This is a genomic window from Glaciecola sp. HTCC2999, assembly GCF_000155775.1.
Lineage (GTDB): Bacteria > Pseudomonadota > Gammaproteobacteria > Enterobacterales > Alteromonadaceae > Opacimonas.
The window spans coordinates 26,913-39,239 of the sequence record NZ_DS989813.1; the positions used below are offsets into that span (position 1 = coordinate 26,913).

Annotated in this window: 14 protein-coding genes; 11 read left to right on the forward strand and 3 right to left on the reverse strand. The window is 39.9% G+C overall.

What is annotated here, in order from left to right:
- Positions 1–66 precede the first annotated feature (66 nt).
- Positions 67–405: a met regulon transcriptional regulator MetJ gene (gene metJ, locus G2999_RS08640; RefSeq protein WP_010180758.1), complete on the forward strand. Its 339-nt coding sequence runs from the start codon at positions 67–69 to the stop codon at positions 403–405.
- A gap of 18 nt (positions 406–423) precedes the next feature.
- On the opposite strand, the gene G2999_RS08645 is transcribed toward metJ, so the two are convergent.
- Positions 424–1,671: a malic enzyme-like NAD(P)-binding protein gene (locus tag G2999_RS08645; RefSeq protein WP_010180761.1), complete on the reverse strand. Its 1,248-nt coding sequence runs from the start codon at positions 1,669–1,671 to the stop codon at positions 424–426.
- 197 nt (positions 1,672–1,868) lie between these two features.
- The gene (gene rpmE, locus G2999_RS08650) at positions 1,869–2,081 is read right to left on the reverse strand and encodes a 50S ribosomal protein L31 (protein WP_010180763.1); all 213 of its coding nucleotides are present in this window, start codon (positions 2,079–2,081) and stop codon (positions 1,869–1,871) included.
- 184 nt (positions 2,082–2,265) lie between these two features.
- On the opposite strand from rpmE, the gene G2999_RS08655 reads away from it, so the two are divergent.
- From G2999_RS08655 to hslU, 4 genes are all read left to right on the forward strand, one after another.
- Complete coding sequence (locus G2999_RS08655) at positions 2,266–4,530, forward strand: primosomal protein N' (RefSeq protein WP_029257478.1); 2,265 nt, start codon at positions 2,266–2,268, stop codon at positions 4,528–4,530.
- A 51-nt stretch (positions 4,531–4,581) separates the two neighbouring features.
- On the forward strand, positions 4,582–5,145 hold the full coding sequence (locus G2999_RS08660) for an SPOR domain-containing protein (RefSeq protein ID WP_010180766.1): 564 nt from the start codon (positions 4,582–4,584) through the stop codon (positions 5,143–5,145).
- A 99-nt stretch (positions 5,146–5,244) separates the two neighbouring features.
- A complete protein-coding gene (hslV, locus tag G2999_RS08665; protein WP_010180768.1) occupies positions 5,245–5,769 on the forward strand; it encodes an ATP-dependent protease subunit HslV in 525 nt (174 codons plus the stop codon).
- 27 nt (positions 5,770–5,796) lie between these two features.
- A complete protein-coding gene (gene hslU, locus G2999_RS08670) occupies positions 5,797–7,125 on the forward strand; it encodes an HslU--HslV peptidase ATPase subunit (protein ID WP_010180771.1) in 1,329 nt (442 codons plus the stop codon).
- 121 nt (positions 7,126–7,246) lie between these two features.
- Here hslU and G2999_RS12265 read toward each other — a convergent pair whose 3' ends face one another.
- Entirely contained in the window at positions 7,247–7,480 is a 234-nt protein-coding gene (locus G2999_RS12265; protein WP_010180772.1) for a response regulator transcription factor, read from the reverse strand.
- Positions 7,481–7,853: 373 nt separating this feature from the next.
- On the opposite strand from G2999_RS12265, the gene G2999_RS08680 reads away from it, so the two are divergent.
- The 6 genes from G2999_RS08680 (at position 7,854) to G2999_RS08705 (ending at position 12,323) form a co-directional block, all read left to right on the forward strand.
- Entirely contained in the window at positions 7,854–8,525 is a 672-nt protein-coding gene (locus tag G2999_RS08680; RefSeq protein ID WP_010180774.1) for a response regulator transcription factor, read from the forward strand.
- Positions 8,526–9,863 carry an ATP-binding protein gene (locus G2999_RS08685; RefSeq protein ID WP_010180776.1) on the forward strand — a complete coding sequence of 446 codons (1,338 nt, stop codon included), beginning with the start codon at positions 8,526–8,528 and terminating at the stop codon, positions 9,861–9,863.
- A complete protein-coding gene (locus tag G2999_RS12270; RefSeq protein WP_010180778.1) occupies positions 9,860–10,249 on the forward strand; it encodes a cupredoxin domain-containing protein in 390 nt (129 codons plus the stop codon). The genes G2999_RS08685 and G2999_RS12270 overlap by 4 nt, the downstream gene beginning before the upstream one ends.
- A complete protein-coding gene (locus tag G2999_RS08695) occupies positions 10,236–10,988 on the forward strand; it encodes a hypothetical protein (RefSeq protein WP_010180780.1) in 753 nt (250 codons plus the stop codon). Before G2999_RS12270 ends, G2999_RS08695 begins: the two co-directional genes overlap by 14 nt.
- Positions 10,985–11,701, forward strand: coding sequence for a hypothetical protein (locus G2999_RS08700; protein WP_010180782.1), 717 nt, complete (start codon positions 10,985–10,987; stop codon positions 11,699–11,701). Before G2999_RS08695 ends, G2999_RS08700 begins: the two co-directional genes overlap by 4 nt.
- Positions 11,702–11,846: 145 nt before the next feature.
- Positions 11,847–12,323 carry a redoxin family protein gene (locus G2999_RS08705; protein WP_010180784.1) on the forward strand — a complete coding sequence of 159 codons (477 nt, stop codon included), beginning with the start codon at positions 11,847–11,849 and terminating at the stop codon, positions 12,321–12,323.
- Positions 12,324–12,327 lie beyond the last annotated feature (4 nt).

Here is a 12,327-nt window from a genome sequence, read left to right on the forward strand (position 1 = left end):
TGAAGTTCTACTAATAATCTATAGCATAAAAATATAATAAAAAGTTCAACGTTTGAGGTAGTCACAATGGCCCAGTGGAATGGTAAATATATTCATCCCTATGCAGAGCATGGCAAAAAAAGTGAACAAGTAAAAAAAGTGACTGTGTCTATTCCGATCAATGTTCTAAAGGTATTGACAGATGAGCGTACGCGCAGGCAGGTGAATAATTTACGCCATGCGACGAATTCAGAATTGTTGTGTGAAGCGTTTTTACATGCTTTTACAGGACAGCCGTTACCCAATGATAACGATTTAAAGAAAGGGAATAAGAACCGAATACCAGAGTCGGTTAGACAACTGATGGAAGAAATGGGGCTTGAAGCAGAACTTGAAGCATCTAACCAAACCCCAGATGAGGAGTAATAGGTTAAGTCATGAGACTTAACCTTCCATATAACCTTCAGGTAAGGCTGTAAGATAGGCAACACCTGAATCGATGGCTGCTTGCCCGACCGCTTTAGCAATACGTGCACACAAACGTGGGTCCATGGGTTTAGGAATAATATAGTCTCGACCAAATATCAGCTTATCTACACCAGCAGCGGCCAATACTTCTTCCGGCACCGGCTCCTTTGAGATACTTCTAATGGCTTCTACTGCAGCCACTTTCATTTCATCATTGATGGCACTCGCACGCACGTCTAATGCACCACGGAATATAAACGGAAAGCACAGTACGTTATTCACCTGATTTGGATAATCAGAACGACCTGTGGCCATAATCAAATCATCGCGAGTCGCCATCGCTAACTCGGGTTTAATTTCTGGGTCGGGATTAGAACAAGCAAATACGATAGGGTTAGGTCCCATCAACGCTAAGGTTTCTGGCGGTAATACGTCCGGACCAGATACTCCTACAAATACATCAGCCCCATCCATGACATCTTCTAAAGTCCGTTTGTCGGTATTATTAGCAAAAGCGGCTTTATGTTCAGTTAATGATTCACGACGTGTATGGATAACACCATTGCGATCTAGCATGTAAATTTTTTCACGCTGTGCACCACATTTAATCAGTAACTCCATACATGCGATTGCAGCAGCGCCAGCGCCCATACAAACAATCCGGACATCTTTGATATCTTTACCTTGTATTTCTAATGCATTGAGCATCCCTGCAGCGGTTACAATCGCGGTGCCGTGCTGGTCATCATGGAAAATAGGGATCTTACAGCGCTTTTGTAATTCTCTCTCAATTTCAAAACATTCAGGTGCTTTGATATCCTCAAGGTTAATGCCACCAAAGGTATCGGCGATATTAGCTACAGTATTGATAAACTCTTCAGTGGTGCGGTGAGATACTTCGATATCGATAGAATCAAGACCGGCAAAGCGTTTGAATAAAAGGGCTTTGCCCTCCATTACTGGTTTTGATGCGAGAGGTCCCAAATTACCCAAGCCTAATATAGCGGTGCCATTAGAAATGACAGCGACCATATTTCCTTTGGCGGTATACTTATAAGCATTAGCTGGGTCATCAGCAATTTCACGAACAGGTTCGGCAACGCCAGGGCTATAAGCTAATGCTAAATCTTTGACAGTAGCGGCTGGAGTAGTCAGTTCGACACTAATCTTTCCTGGTTTAGGCAGGGCGTGATAGTCTAACGCTTGTTGACGAAAATCAGACATATTTCGTGCATTTCCTTGATCTGTAGGGAGTTAAAGGTACCTCTATTTATTTGCTTTATGATTGTTTTTATTAGCAATAATCCTAATGTAACACAGCAGAAATTAAATACACATCTGATTTATTTATAGACATAAAAAAAGCGCTGAATGAGCGCTTTTTGATGATAACTAGATGAGCTGCTAGCAGCAAATTAGTATTATTTTTTGCTAAGTGCACCAAAACGCTTGTTAAAGCGATCAACACGACCACCAGTATCAACGTTACGTTGCTTACCAGTATAGAACGGGTGACATGCTGAACATACGTCTAGGTTTAAATCTTTACCGACAGTAGAGCGAATTTTCATTTCATTACCACAAGAACATGTTGCAGTAATTTCTTCGTACTTAGGGTGAATACCTTCTTTCATGGGATACCTTTAAATGTAGGCCGCATCGCTATACAACCCGAAGTTGCACACCATACGCAATAATTAACATGACCTACCGCACGTGCAGTAGCTCGCAAAATGGACGCGCATAATAATGTAACTTCCTTAAATGATCAAGTATAATCGTGTTTTAACTACTAAAAACAGAATATCAATTCAACCTATGGCGATATTGGCAATTGCGGTACCTGTCCCACTGCGCAAAACGTTCAATTACACTTATGCTCAACCCGTAGAGTTAGGGGTGAGAGTGCAAGTGAGCTTTGCTAACCGTCCTTTAGTCGGGGTCGTCGTCGGGTGTGTGAATTCTATTGATGAAATACCTCTTGAACAGCAAGGTGACCCAAACAAATATAAACCGATTGATGCCGTGTTAGATGATACACCGATGTTATCTCAGTCTTGGTTGAGTTTATTGCATTGGTTAGCCAGTTATTATCAGCACCCACTAGGTGAGGTGGTACAAACAGCTTTACCTAATGCGTTACGTAAACCGCAATCCAGTCAGCCGACTCTAATCAATGTATTAGCGTTGAGCCCAACATTACAAGCTATCAATGTCCCTGGTAATGATATTACTCAGACCGTTCCATTTATTCATTTAAAAAGAGCACCAAAACAATTTGCGCTAGCTTGTTTTGTGGCAGCAAAAACACAGTCTGGCACTGTCGATAGTCTCACCAAGGATGAAGTGAAACAGCATTTTAGTAGCGCTTTAATTAATGCGTTAATTAAAAAAGAGATCTTAATTGAATCGCAGCATCAGCTGACATCTGGGTGTTGGTTTGATCGAGTAGGGGCGGAGCACTTTGCACATATAGCAGAGCTACCTGCTAACGTTGAACAGTCTGTGGCGATAAGTGGGATAAGTGCGCAATTAAACCAGTTTAGCTGTTTTTTGATTGAAGGGATCACCGGCAGTGGTAAAACAGAAGTGTACTTGCAAGTCATTAATAAAGTGCTACAACAACGTCAACAAGTATTGATTCTGGTGCCTGAAATTGGTTTGACTCCACAAACGGTATCGCGTTTTGAATCGCGTTTCGGCATCACTGTAGGTGTCTTGCATTCAGGGCTAACCGACACAGAACGTTTAGTGGTTTGGCAACAGGCTCGTTTGAATCAAATCGGGATTGTGATTGGTACACGTTCTGCAATTTTCACCCCACTGCCAGAACTTGGAATGATCATTATCGATGAGGAACATGATGACTCATTTAAGCAACAAGACGGACTCCGTTACCACGCTCGTGATCTAGCGATTATGCTAGCTCAGAAGCAGGGTATTCCTATTGTACTAGGTACGGCGACACCCGTACTGGAGAGTCTGCATCGCGCCCTTACAGGAAAATTTCAGCATTTTAAATTAGAACAACGGGCAGGTAATGCGACTGTGGCACCAGTGCATCTCATCGATATTTGCCAACAACCTCTTCACTATGGTTTAGCACCAGCCACCCTTGATGTAATGCAGTCGCATTTATCTCAAGGAAATCAGGTATTACTTTTTATTAACCGTAGAGGTTTTGCACCGGCGGTAGTATGTTCAAGTTGTGGGCACGTAGAAGATTGTCATGCATGTGATAAGCCCATGACCTACCATAAAACACAATCTCGCATGGTCTGTCATCAATGCTTAGCCCAAGCCAGTGCGCCTCATCATTGCAGTGTTTGTGGGGCCTCAGAACTGATTACGCAAGGGATAGGAACCGAGCAACTTGAGCAAGGGCTAAATGAGTTATTTCCTCAATATTCCACTATTCGCATCGATTCCGACTCAATGCGTGGCAAACATACGTTATCTCAGACCATTGAGGCCGTTAATCAGCGTAAGCATCAGATATTATTAGGGACACAAATATTAGCTAAAGGTCATCATTTTGCCCATGTGACTTGTGTGGTGATTATGGATGTAGATGGCGCATTATTTAGTGCTGATTTTCGTGCGCCTGAGAAATTGGCTCAATTAATTACCCAAATATCTGGTCGTGCCGGCCGAGCAGACAAGCCAGGGGAAACCTTTTTACAAACGACACAACCTGGCCACCCCCTGTTACAGGATCTGGTCAATAATGGGTATGGCCATTTTGCACGTTTTGCACTTCACGAGCGGGAGCAAGCTGCTTTACCACCGTTTACTTATCAAGTTATTTTGCGCGCAGAAGACGAGTCACCCCAAAGAGCGACGCAATTATTACAGTTTGCCCGTCACTTATTAACCAATATGCAGAATATTTCAACAATAGGGCCTGTGCCCTGTCTGATTGAGAAAAAACAAACTCGACATCGCTATATGTTAATTATTCAGAGTCCGTACAGGAATTTACGCCAAAAGGTATTGGATACGATTATTGATGATTATGCGAAATATGCGAACAAGTTACGTGTTCGATGGTCTATTGATGTAGATAATATAGATTTTAATTAAGCAAATTACTACAATAAACCAGATTATTCCATTTTAGGTATCATTCGCCCTATGGCTCAGAAAGATTATATCAAACGTAAGCCTGCACCTCGTAAAAAATCAACCGGGTCTACACGTCGTACAAAACCAAAATCAAAGGGTGCTTCGGGTGTTTTTACAAAGCTTAAAATTGCTCTAGCGATTTTGGTATTAGCCGGTTTTGCTTATTTTTTATATTCTATTAAAGATGATGGTATTCAACCGACAAATGAGCAAAAAGAGATAACGGTCACATCGAATATTGATGAGGTCGATCCTTTACCGGAGCTTCCGGAAGAAGAATGGGAGTTCATTAAGACGCTTCCAGGTTACGAGGTTGAAGTCGATGCTGAAGTGGCAACTTCGGATAAATTATATTTAATGCAATGCGGTTCATTTAAAATATTTGAACAGGCTGATTCGATGCGAGCTACCATGGCATTCGTTGGGTTAGAACCGCAAATTAGAGGAACCCAATCAGGTTGGTATCGAGTCATATTAGGACCCTATGAATCCAAACGTGATGCCGAACGCGATCGTCACGTATTGCAACGTCAAAAGATTAATACTTGTGAAATCTGGCTTTGGAATCTATAGTCAGATTTCCCTTAGCCTTTCCCTTGAAATTTATAAATTCTTACCCCACATATTACTTATTCGGCACATTTTAGTGCGTTATATAAATAAGGAATTCTTGTGACTACTATTGTATCAGTACGACGTGGTAACCAAGTTGTAATGGCTGGAGATGGGCAAGTCTCATTGGGCAATACTGTGATGAAAGGGAATGCTAAAAAAGTGCGTCGCTTATATCATGATAAAGTCTTGGCTGGCTTTGCAGGTGGGACCGCCGATGCATTTACATTATTTGAGCGTTTTGAGAGTAAACTTGAAATGCACCAGGGGCATCTAACGAGAGCTGCAGTGGAGCTTGCTAAGGACTGGCGTACTGATCGTATGTTACGCAAGTTAGAAGCATTACTAGCAGTAGCCGATCACACCGCCTCATTAGTAATAACCGGAAATGGTGATGTGATTCAGCCTGAAAAAGATCTGATTGCTATTGGTTCTGGTGGGCCTTTTGCTCAATCTGCCGCCACTGCACTATTAGATAATACTCAATTATCAGCTCAAGATATTGCCACGAAATCACTAACGATTGCTGGCGATATCTGTGTTTATACCAATCACTCGCAGACAGTCGAAACACTCGACTACTAGCCTACATCCAGCGCAAAGGAAATATTTATGTCAGCTATGACTCCCAGAGAAATTGTTCATGAATTGGACTCTCATATTATTGGTCAGCAAGACGCCAAGCGAGCGGTGTCGATTGCCCTAAGAAATCGCTGGCGTAGAATGCAGTTATCAGAAGATTTACGCCAAGAAGTCACTCCTAAGAATATCTTAATGATCGGTCCTACTGGGGTGGGAAAAACTGAAATAGCACGTCGTTTAGCTAAATTAGCCAACGCGCCTTTTATAAAAGTTGAAGCAACTAAATTTACCGAAGTGGGTTATGTGGGTAAGGAAGTTGAAACGATCATCCGTGATTTAGCCGACATCGCGGTAAAGATGACCAAAGAACAAGCTACTGCTAAGGTGAAGTTTCGAGCAGAAGAAGCTGCCGAAGAGCGTATTTTAGATGTATTAATACCACCACCGAAAGATATTTTTGGCGATAACCAGGAAACAGATAACAAGTCTACACGCCAAGCTTTTCGTAAAAAACTACGTGAAGGTAAGTTAGACGATAAAGAAATTGAAATTGATATAGCAATGCCGCAAGTGGGTGTTGAAATCATGGCACCTCCTGGTATGGAGGATATGACGAACCAGTTGCAAGGTATGTTCCAAAATTTGTCAGGCAACCAGTCGAAAAAGAAAACACTACCGATTAAAGACGCTTTTAAATATTTAGTGGAAGAAGAAGCGGCTAAATTAGTTAATCAAGAAGATTTAAAACAAGAGGCAATTGAATCACTAGAACAAAACGGTATTGTCTTTATTGATGAAATCGATAAGATTTGTAAACGAGAAGGCAACTCTAGTGCAGATGTTTCTCGTGAAGGTGTTCAGCGTGATTTGTTACCTTTAGTTGAAGGTTCGACGGTATCCACTAAACATGGCATGGTGAAAACGGACCATATTCTGTTTATTACGTCGGGTGCGTTTCAGATGAGTAAGCCTTCTGACTTAATTCCTGAATTACAAGGGCGATTACCTATCCGAGTAGAATTACAGGCCTTAGAAGTCAAAGATTTCGTACGCATTTTAACGGAACCCCACGCTTCATTAACAGAGCAGTATGTGGCATTACTTGGCACGGAAGGCGTTAGTGTTAACTTTACCCAAGATGGTATTCAACGTATTGCTGAAGCAGCATGGCAAGTGAATGAGCGTACGGAGAATATTGGTGCACGTCGTTTGCATACCGTAATGGAGCGTTTGATGGAAGATATATCTTATGATGCCTCTGAGAAACAAGGTGAAGCGATAGAGGTTGATAAAGATTATGTTAATCGTCACTTAGAACTGTTAGTGGATAATGAAGATTTAAGTCGATATATACTTTAATTGATTTAAAACTAATAGGTGTTATCAATATTAACGACTAATATTGATAACACCACACTCATAAATATAACGCTTAGAAATGAACACTAAATCAATGCTCATTAACAAAAATTATATTTATTTAATGTATGCTGAGCTTAAGTTTTTCGATACGTTGCATTTCCGATACGTATCCAGAAATTAATCCTGCCCTATTTTTCAAATTAAGTTTTTTGTAGATATTAGCGGCATGAAACTTAACCGTTCTTTCACTAATAAAAAGCGTATCGCCAATCGCTCGGTTGGTCATTCCCTTTGTTATGTGGTTTGCGACTTGAAATTCTCTCGGCGATAAACAATGTAACTCTTTTTGCATATAAATAATCCTTTTTAATTGTCAGTAAAATCAATTGTAAAAATAGAAGGCGACAACATGTGGATTTTTTAATCACTCTATATATTTTATAAAAGTATTTAAGAAATTCTGTAACACACTTCTTTTTTTCAATATTAATGTTAGATAAAAAATAATATTTCGCCAATTAAAATTGATAAATATGAATTGTTAAATCAAAACTCAAATAAAGTGCTGCACTATGTGTATGATATTTATATTGTTTTTATAAAGATGAAATGTAATTCATTAGAAAAACTAGACCAAAGGAGAGCATATCTATTTCCTATGCTCTTTAAGTTTGTGTTAAGTTAAGCATGATATTTTTTAATTATACTCAATCAAAAAGTCCTTTATGCATATCTTATTAGTAGAAGATGAAATTGCCTTGGCCAATGAAATTTGCCAATCGTTACGACAAGCACAGTACGCTGTATCGCATTTAGGCCACGGTAAACAAGCCATTATTGCAGCACAGAACGGTGATGTTGATATTATAATTTTAGATTTAGGTTTACCGGATATAGATGGCTTAGACGTCATAAAAAAAATTCGTTCTTTGCAATTAGCGATTCCTATATTGGTTCTCACTGCGCGTGGACAGCTTTCAGATAAGATTAATGGATTGGATGCTGGTGCTGACGATTACTTGCCTAAACCATTTGCTCTAGAGGAATTACTGGCTAGATTAAGAGTGCTGCAACGTCGTTTAGGTACGGTGATGAGCTCCACCATAGAAATCAGTCAAGTCTCTTTAAATATCGATTCAATGCTAGTCACCGTAAATGACACAATGATTCAATTACGGCGCAAAGAATTTATGGTGCTGCGTGCTTTAATGGAGCGTGCTAATCGAATCGTATCAAAAGCGCAATTAGAAAGTATGCTCTATGAATGGGGACATGAGGTATCGAGTAATGCCATTGAAGTACATGTTCATAATTTAAGAAAAAAATTACCAGAACATTTTATTACCAACATACGTGGTGTTGGCTATTGTATTCCTAAATCAGAGTCAGCGACCTAAATGCATTCCCTTCAACGCTTAATTACATTTTTACTGCTTTCCAGTGTGATCTTAGTCGTAACGGTGGCCGTCTTAGGCGGTTATCGACAATTAGTATTGAATACTCAGCAGTTGTATGATGGTGAGTTACAATCCGTAGCACACAGCTTAATTCAAATACCATTGGATTCAAGCTCATTTGACTCACAAGCGTTATTATCAACAGCAGATAATGGTTTTTTAACTATTCAAATTTGGCAAGACACACAGTTATTATTTCATACACAGAATAGTCCTACTTATCCGGTGAGCCAAGTACCGGGTTTTATGGATGTCAATTTTCTTGATGACCGTTGGCGGGTTTTTATGCTTGAAGCCAATGATAGACAAGTCATAGTTGGATATTCATTATCTGTACGAGGTCTCCAGACGGATCAATTTATTGCTTCTTCTATTTGGCCATTACTGATCGCATTACCCATTCTGGTAATTTTGATCATCGGGTCTGTCAAGTTCGGTTTGAGGCCGATGCAACAACTAACAAAATTACTAGCGAAACGCTCTTCTCAGGCGTTGCAACCCATTGAACTAGATCATGATTATGCCGAATTAAACCCCGTGGTCGCTACCATTAATCGGTTACTTAATGAGGTCGAACAGGGAATGTCTCGTGAAAAAAGTTTTAGTGGGAATGTGGCACATGAGCTTCGAACACCTTTAAGTATCTTAGCATTGTCCTTACAAAATTCACTCAACGAAATCCCTAAGGATTATCATGGTCGTATTGATACGCAAAAGAATGAAGTCGCTAGGTTGACTCGTATTGTTAATCAACTTTTATTACTTTCTCAAACCCATCCTGAACATCACCAGGTTATCTGGCAGTCTATTCCTATTGAAGCCTTGACCCAAGAAGTCATTAGTGATCATTATTCAAGTTTCATGGCAAAAGAACAAAGCATTGAATTAGTATGCGATCTGCCGTCGGATTTTATGTACATTTCAGAAAGTGAGTTGTTTTCATCATTATTAGGCAATGTGCTGAGTAATGCGCATAAATATGCGCCGGTAGGTGGCAAAGTGATGTTGTGGTTAAGTCTTGATGAAGCTTCTAAAAGCTTGATGTTACGCATCGATAATGAAGGAACATGCCCAAGTTCAAGTACATTGAGTATGATGAGCCAACGTTTTTATCGAGCCCCTGAGCATCATCATATACAAGGTGCGGGCTTGGGACTGGCATTGGTTAAGCAAATTGTTGCACTGCATGAAGGTACGATTACTTTTATGCAGAGTGACAGTCTAGGCGGGGTATCAGTGAATATTTCCTTACCAGTATTCGCAGGCTTATCTGCATGAGAATAACAGTATATTTAATGGCGTTATGTTGTTTACTTTTTCCGTTGAGAGGTCACAGCTTTTCGCCGTTAATTGTTAAGCATATCGAGATTAAAGCTCATTTATTCTATCCCAGTGAAGTGGTTGTACCTGAAAAAACACCCATCCAATTGTTGATTACGAATCAGGATGAGGCACCAGAGCAATTTGATAGTTTCATATTAAATCGTGAAAAACTGATCTTTCCACAACAAACGGTGACGATATTTTTACCAAAACTGGCTGTCGGTCAATATGATTTTATGGGGGAATACCACCCACATACTGCCAGAGGGGTAATTAAAGTGGTGTCTGAAAATAGTTACCAAGCACTGCCAAAAGAAGGGGAAACCGATGTTGAGCAGTAGCATACTTAACGCTATCAATGCGTGGTTACCGATTTGTTGGTTTATCAGTTTTCTATATATTTTAGTCCCTGAACTTAAAGGTTTAAAGCGACGTTGGGTGTCAGTATCTGTCGGATTGATTTGTAGTATCGCTATTATTATAGGTGTATTTCCATCATTCTTATTAAGTCAAAATTGGGAAGCCATTTTCATTTTATCATTACTTGGATTTGTATACTTTACATGGCGTTTTTTTTATTTGGGACAAAATAAAGATCATTCACAGTGGCTATTATTAAGTGCGTTAATCTGTTTGCAATTCCCTTTGTTAATGTCACATATCACTTATTTGTATAGCGCATTTTTTCACTTACAGAGTCAAGCATTAGTGATATTGACAGGCACTGGGGTGGGTCTCCTCATTAGTCTAGCCTTATCAATGACGTGGTTTTTAATCGGCGTCTTCGTGCTTAAGCGTTCTGCTTGGTTGATGTGTCTTTTTGTTTTATTTATTGCTGGCCAATTACTATCGATTGAGCATTGGTTGGTCCAAATATTATGGGGAGCATGGTTGCTACCTGTATTAGACCTTAGTGAGTGGGTGAATCAAGCATCAATTCTTGGGATCTTACTCTATAACATCTTTGGTTTGCACGCGAGTGTCAGTATTACTGGATTAATATTGTATAGTTTAGCTATCAGCGTCGGCGTTTACGGGTGTTACATTCACATTTTTTCAGGCTCAAAGGAGCAAATATGAAAGGTATGCTACCCATCGGATCTTATTGGCTATCCATCCTGTTATTGAGTTTTGTCACCCTTTCACAAGGCCATGCAACTGGAGTGGTGGATAGAGTGTATAAACCGAATATTCTACCTTTAGAGAAAAACGTGGAATGGCGTTTAGTTTCGCGTAACGCGCCGAGCGGGAATGAACTACTCCAACGCATTGGCTATGGGCATGCGTTAGCTGAAGGCTTTCTAGTGCAAGGTTTTATGCTAGGTAAACGCGATAATAATGACCAATTTGGAATCGCTGCATACGAGATTGAAGTACGTTGGATGATTGGGCAACAAGGACAATATTGGGCTGATACTGCTGTGTTGTTAGAAATCGCAAAAGACCATCATCAAGATCAATATCAAGCAAGCCTTGGCCTTATTAATGAAAAACAATGGGGGCGAACTATTTTAGCAACGAATCTCATTACCAAACAAACGTTTGGAGCGGATACTAATAATGTATTAGAAGCTGAATTTAGAATGCAATATCGGTATTTGTTTACACCGGCATTTCAACCTGCGCTTGAAATTTATAGTGACCGAGATTTTCAAGGGATTGGTCCAGGTTTTATGGGAGTTGCCAAGTTTAGTCCAAAACAACATCTCAAGTGGGAATTGGCATTTATAAAAGGTGTTAACGGCAATAAAAAAGATCACACTTTACGGGCAGGCTTAGAGTGGACATTCTAAGTAAAATTTTCTTTACTTAAGCATCGTTTAATTTTCAGGTCGTATTATCACACTATCTTAATTTTATATCAGTGTGATTATGTACCTATTACGTTCTTTATTTTTATCTTTTTTAGTGTGTTTGTTCGGGTTCTCCTTCCAGCAAATGGCACATGCTAAAACTGTGGATTATCCAGCACCATCGATTAACTTTAAATCAGCCTTTTCATTCACTAATCAAACTACTCAAGCAACTGACATCACGCAATTATCACAATTGCGCGGTAAAGTCGTATATGTCGATTTTTGGGCATCTTGGTGTGTACCCTGTCGTCGCTCATTTCCTTGGATGAACCAAATGCAGGCAAAGTATGCTGATGACCTGGTGATCCTTGCCATTAACCTTGATCAAGACCCTAAATTAGCAGAAGCGTTTTTAGCTAAACTTCCTGCAAACTTCCATATTGAATATAACCCTAGTGGCGACATAGCGAAAGCATATGATGTTATCGGTATGCCCAGTAGTTATGTCATAGATAAAACCGGCCAAGTACGGTTAACCCATGTGGGATTTTTTAAAGCAAAACAAACTCAATATGAACAGAGCATTGTGGCGTTGATAAATGAAGTTCCATCTTTATAAAAGA

What these genes read in the sequence shown, in the direction of transcription:
- G2999_RS08695 (WP_010180780.1), top strand. Translation starts at nt 10,236, where the DNA reads ATGTTGAGCAGTAGCATACTTAACGCTATCAATGCGTGGTTACCGATT.
- G2999_RS08660 (WP_010180766.1), top strand. Translation starts at nt 4,582, where the DNA reads ATGGCTCAGAAAGATTATATCAAACGTAAGCCTGCACCTCGTAAAAAA.
- G2999_RS08700 (WP_010180782.1), top strand. Translation starts at nt 10,985, where the DNA reads ATGAAAGGTATGCTACCCATCGGATCTTATTGGCTATCCATCCTGTTA.
- G2999_RS12270 (WP_010180778.1), top strand. Translation starts at nt 9,860, where the DNA reads ATGAGAATAACAGTATATTTAATGGCGTTATGTTGTTTACTTTTTCCG.
- rpmE (WP_010180763.1), bottom strand. Translation starts at nt 2,081, where the DNA reads ATGAAAGAAGGTATTCACCCTAAGTACGAAGAAATTACTGCAACATGT.
- G2999_RS12265 (WP_010180772.1), bottom strand. Translation starts at nt 7,480, where the DNA reads ATGCAAAAAGAGTTACATTGTTTATCGCCGAGAGAATTTCAAGTCGCA.
- G2999_RS08685 (WP_010180776.1), top strand. Translation starts at nt 8,526, where the DNA reads ATGCATTCCCTTCAACGCTTAATTACATTTTTACTGCTTTCCAGTGTG.
- G2999_RS08645 (WP_010180761.1), bottom strand. Translation starts at nt 1,671, where the DNA reads ATGTCTGATTTTCGTCAACAAGCGTTAGACTATCACGCCCTGCCTAAA.
- hslU (WP_010180771.1), top strand. Translation starts at nt 5,797, where the DNA reads ATGTCAGCTATGACTCCCAGAGAAATTGTTCATGAATTGGACTCTCAT.
- G2999_RS08680 (WP_010180774.1), top strand. Translation starts at nt 7,854, where the DNA reads ATGCATATCTTATTAGTAGAAGATGAAATTGCCTTGGCCAATGAAATT.
- metJ (WP_010180758.1), top strand. Translation starts at nt 67, where the DNA reads ATGGCCCAGTGGAATGGTAAATATATTCATCCCTATGCAGAGCATGGC.
- G2999_RS08705 (WP_010180784.1), top strand. Translation starts at nt 11,847, where the DNA reads ATGGCACATGCTAAAACTGTGGATTATCCAGCACCATCGATTAACTTT.
- G2999_RS08655 (WP_029257478.1), top strand. Translation starts at nt 2,266, where the DNA reads ATGGCGATATTGGCAATTGCGGTACCTGTCCCACTGCGCAAAACGTTC.